This window comes from Bacillus sp. 05T31, from assembly GCF_056396725.1.
In genome coordinates, this window is sequence record NZ_JBFTMA010000650.1 from 1 (window position 1) to 2583 (window position 2583).

The 2583-nt window shown below is 32.0% G+C and carries 4 protein-coding genes; 3 read left to right on the forward strand and 1 reads right to left on the reverse strand.

Features of this window, described 5'->3' with window-relative positions; all coding sequences use genetic code 11:
- Positions 1–23: 23 nt before the first annotated feature.
- On the forward strand, positions 24–365 hold the full coding sequence (locus AC1DJR_RS25920) for a PH domain-containing protein (RefSeq protein WP_477003852.1): 342 nt from the start codon (positions 24–26) through the stop codon (positions 363–365).
- Between the two features lie 361 nt (positions 366–726).
- Here the strand turns inward: AC1DJR_RS25920 and AC1DJR_RS25925 are convergent, their stop codons facing one another.
- Positions 727–1755: an S-layer homology domain-containing protein gene (locus AC1DJR_RS25925; protein ID WP_477003853.1), complete on the reverse strand. Its 1029-nt coding sequence runs from the start codon at positions 1753–1755 to the stop codon at positions 727–729.
- A 352-nt stretch (positions 1756–2107) separates the two neighbouring features.
- Between AC1DJR_RS25925 and tnpA the strand changes: the two genes are divergently transcribed.
- Both tnpA and AC1DJR_RS25935 read left to right on the forward strand, forming a co-directional pair.
- Positions 2108–2506 (forward strand): IS200/IS605 family transposase, encoded by a 399-nt coding sequence (tnpA, locus tag AC1DJR_RS25930; protein ID WP_427328498.1) that lies wholly within the window; start codon positions 2108–2110, stop codon positions 2504–2506.
- 11 nt (positions 2507–2517) lie between these two features.
- A partial coding sequence (locus AC1DJR_RS25935; protein ID WP_477003854.1) for a helix-turn-helix domain-containing protein occupies positions 2518–2583 on the forward strand: 66 nt, incomplete at its 3' end.

The following is a 2583-nucleotide window of genomic DNA, read 5'->3' on the forward strand; positions in this document are numbered from 1 at the left end:
CTTAAAAACGCTTAAAAACGGCTATGACATTGGTACAATCACATCTTAATGAAAATGAGATTATTGAAAATAGCCTATATGGAATGTTTCAATATCAAGTATTTGGTATGGGTGGTCAAAGAAAAGGGATATTGGTCGCTACAAATGAACGTATGTGTTTTTATACAAAATATTTAGGGAGTGAAACGTTTAAAGTATTTAATTATACAAAAATTGATTCGATAGAGGTAGAAAAAGGATTTTTAACAGGAAAGAAAATCATTTTTTTTCATGATGGCGAACGTGAAGTGATGAATTTAATTGAGGAAGGTGATTCGGAGAGGTTTACAGTATTTGTAAAAGAAAAAATTATGATCTTGAAATAAAGAAGTTTGTTTTTAAAATTTTCTTCTCAAATTAAACAACATTATTTTTGCTAAAATCAAAAACATTAAAACAAAAAACAAATTTCAAATGATACAAATTCACCACTTTTTATTTGCTTACTAGATTCATTTATCTCTATTTTTACAGATATAGAAAAAAAGTAACCTATTATGTTGAAGCTAATACATTAAATAATGAATATCCTTCGGCCTGATAGGTTACTTATCTTATATTTAAGAAAGCGAGAAATTTATGAGATACTACAAAATTGTCAGGCATAAAATAGCTATCATTTCCAAATTTCACTCAAAAACAGTGTAGTAAATTTTGAAATTTCTTCTTAATTATATAATTTTCATATTAATTTTTTGTAACATTGAAGAAAACATTAAAGTCTTGACCACTCCAGTAAATTTTAGTGTGACTAGCATTATCAGACAGAGTAATCGCAGTTATCTTGTATTCTCCAGGATTCGCATGCGAACTTAACGGGATTTCTGTAATCCATTTGTTACTTTCTCTATTATAAATTGCTATACCTGTACTCTCTTCCCCTGTAGGTCCTTTTATTGATACAAAACCTTCCCTTATACCTGAAACATCATCTTCTGCCTCTACGCTTATCCTTACTGTTTCTCCTGCTTTATATGTTTGTTTTGCTATTTCTACCTTCTTTAGATTAGGAGGTAATTGATCTGTTGGTTCTGTTGTCGTTCCACCATTATTTTCTTCCGGTTTCTCTGGCTCTGTTGTCGTTCCACCATTATTTTCTTCCGGTTTCTCTTTTACATTAATTGCACTGTATAAAAATTGCGCATATTGCTCACGTGTTACAACCTGCTTTGGTTCAAACATATTATTTCCTGTACCAGCAGCAATTTTATTTTCTTGTAATGCACTGATAGCATTCGTAGCCCAATAGTTTTTTTCCACATCTTTAAATGTAGTAGTTGCTGTCGCTTTTAAATTAAAGGCTTTTGTTATCACAGTAGCTAACTGCTCACGTGTTAAGATATTATCAGGTCCAAATTTCCCATCACCATAGCCACTCATAATACCAACTTTAGTAAGAGTTAAGATTTCTTTTTCAAACATATGCCCTTTGACATCAGTAAACGGATTTTTAATATTAGGGTCGTCTGCAGGTTTCAAGTAAGCATAAATCATTCTAGCCACTTGACCACGAGTTATGTTATCACCAAAACCAAACATACCATTTCCATAACCTGCAATAATATTTTTATTTGCTAAATCTGTAATAGCATTAAAGGACCAATGGCCTTGTGGAACATCATTAAACTTTTTGCCTTCTGCCTGCGCATCTATCATTGGTGTTAATGTTGTTGCTAACATAATACTGCCTGCTAATACCGTCTGTTTAAGTTTCATAAATTATCTCCTTCATTCAAATTACGTTTATATGATTATTTCCCCTCAATATAATACTTGAGTACACTCACTACTTCATCTAAACTAATGTGCTAGACTCATTACAGAAGTTCATTGTAAATCTATATCTTTATATTTTAATTATATAAATTAAAATATAAAGATATATTCCTTTTTTCTATCTTTTAAATTTAACGAATTCCTCGAAAGAATTCTCCTTCCTCAAGCGCGTGAAGGGCGTAGCCGAGCGGTAGGTGGGAGATGAATTTCGGTTTGGCGTAGCCAAAAGGCTTTGCTTTTTATTTCGCCTCTGATATAATCAGTCTTATAAAGTGCAAAGGTTGGTATATCAATGAAATTAGACAGCAATAATCATTCAGTGTTCTTGTTGTATTATCATCTTGTGTTGGTCGTAAAATACAGAAGAAATGTGTTTGATGATGATATGTCAGATTATGCAAAAGACATGTTTATCAGGTTATCCGAGAATTACAACATAACACTGGTAGAGTGGAATCATGATGTAGACCATGTTCATATTTTGTTCAAGGCACATCCGAATACAGAAATGACAAAATTCATCAATGCTTATAAGAGTGCAAGTTCTCGACTAATCAAGAGAGACTTTCCACAAGTGAAAACGAAACTTTGGAAAGAGATGTTTTGGTCAAGAAGTTTTTGCTTACTAACTACTGGTGGTTCGCCAATAGATGTAGTAAAGAAATATATTGAAAACCAAGGTGAAAAGTGAGGTGAAATGATATGACAAAGCATAATAAAGCATATAAATTCCGTTTGTATCCAACAGAAGAACAAGCATATCTTATG

Bases quoted from the DNA above. Each gene is read 5' to 3' on its own strand.
- tnpA (WP_427328498.1), top strand. From the start codon at position 2,108: ATGAAATTAGACAGCAATAATCATTCAGTGTTCTTGTTGTATTATCAT.
- AC1DJR_RS25920 (WP_477003852.1), top strand. From the start codon at position 24: ATGACATTGGTACAATCACATCTTAATGAAAATGAGATTATTGAAAAT.
- AC1DJR_RS25925 (WP_477003853.1), bottom strand. From the start codon at position 1,755: ATGAAACTTAAACAGACGGTATTAGCAGGCAGTATTATGTTAGCAACA.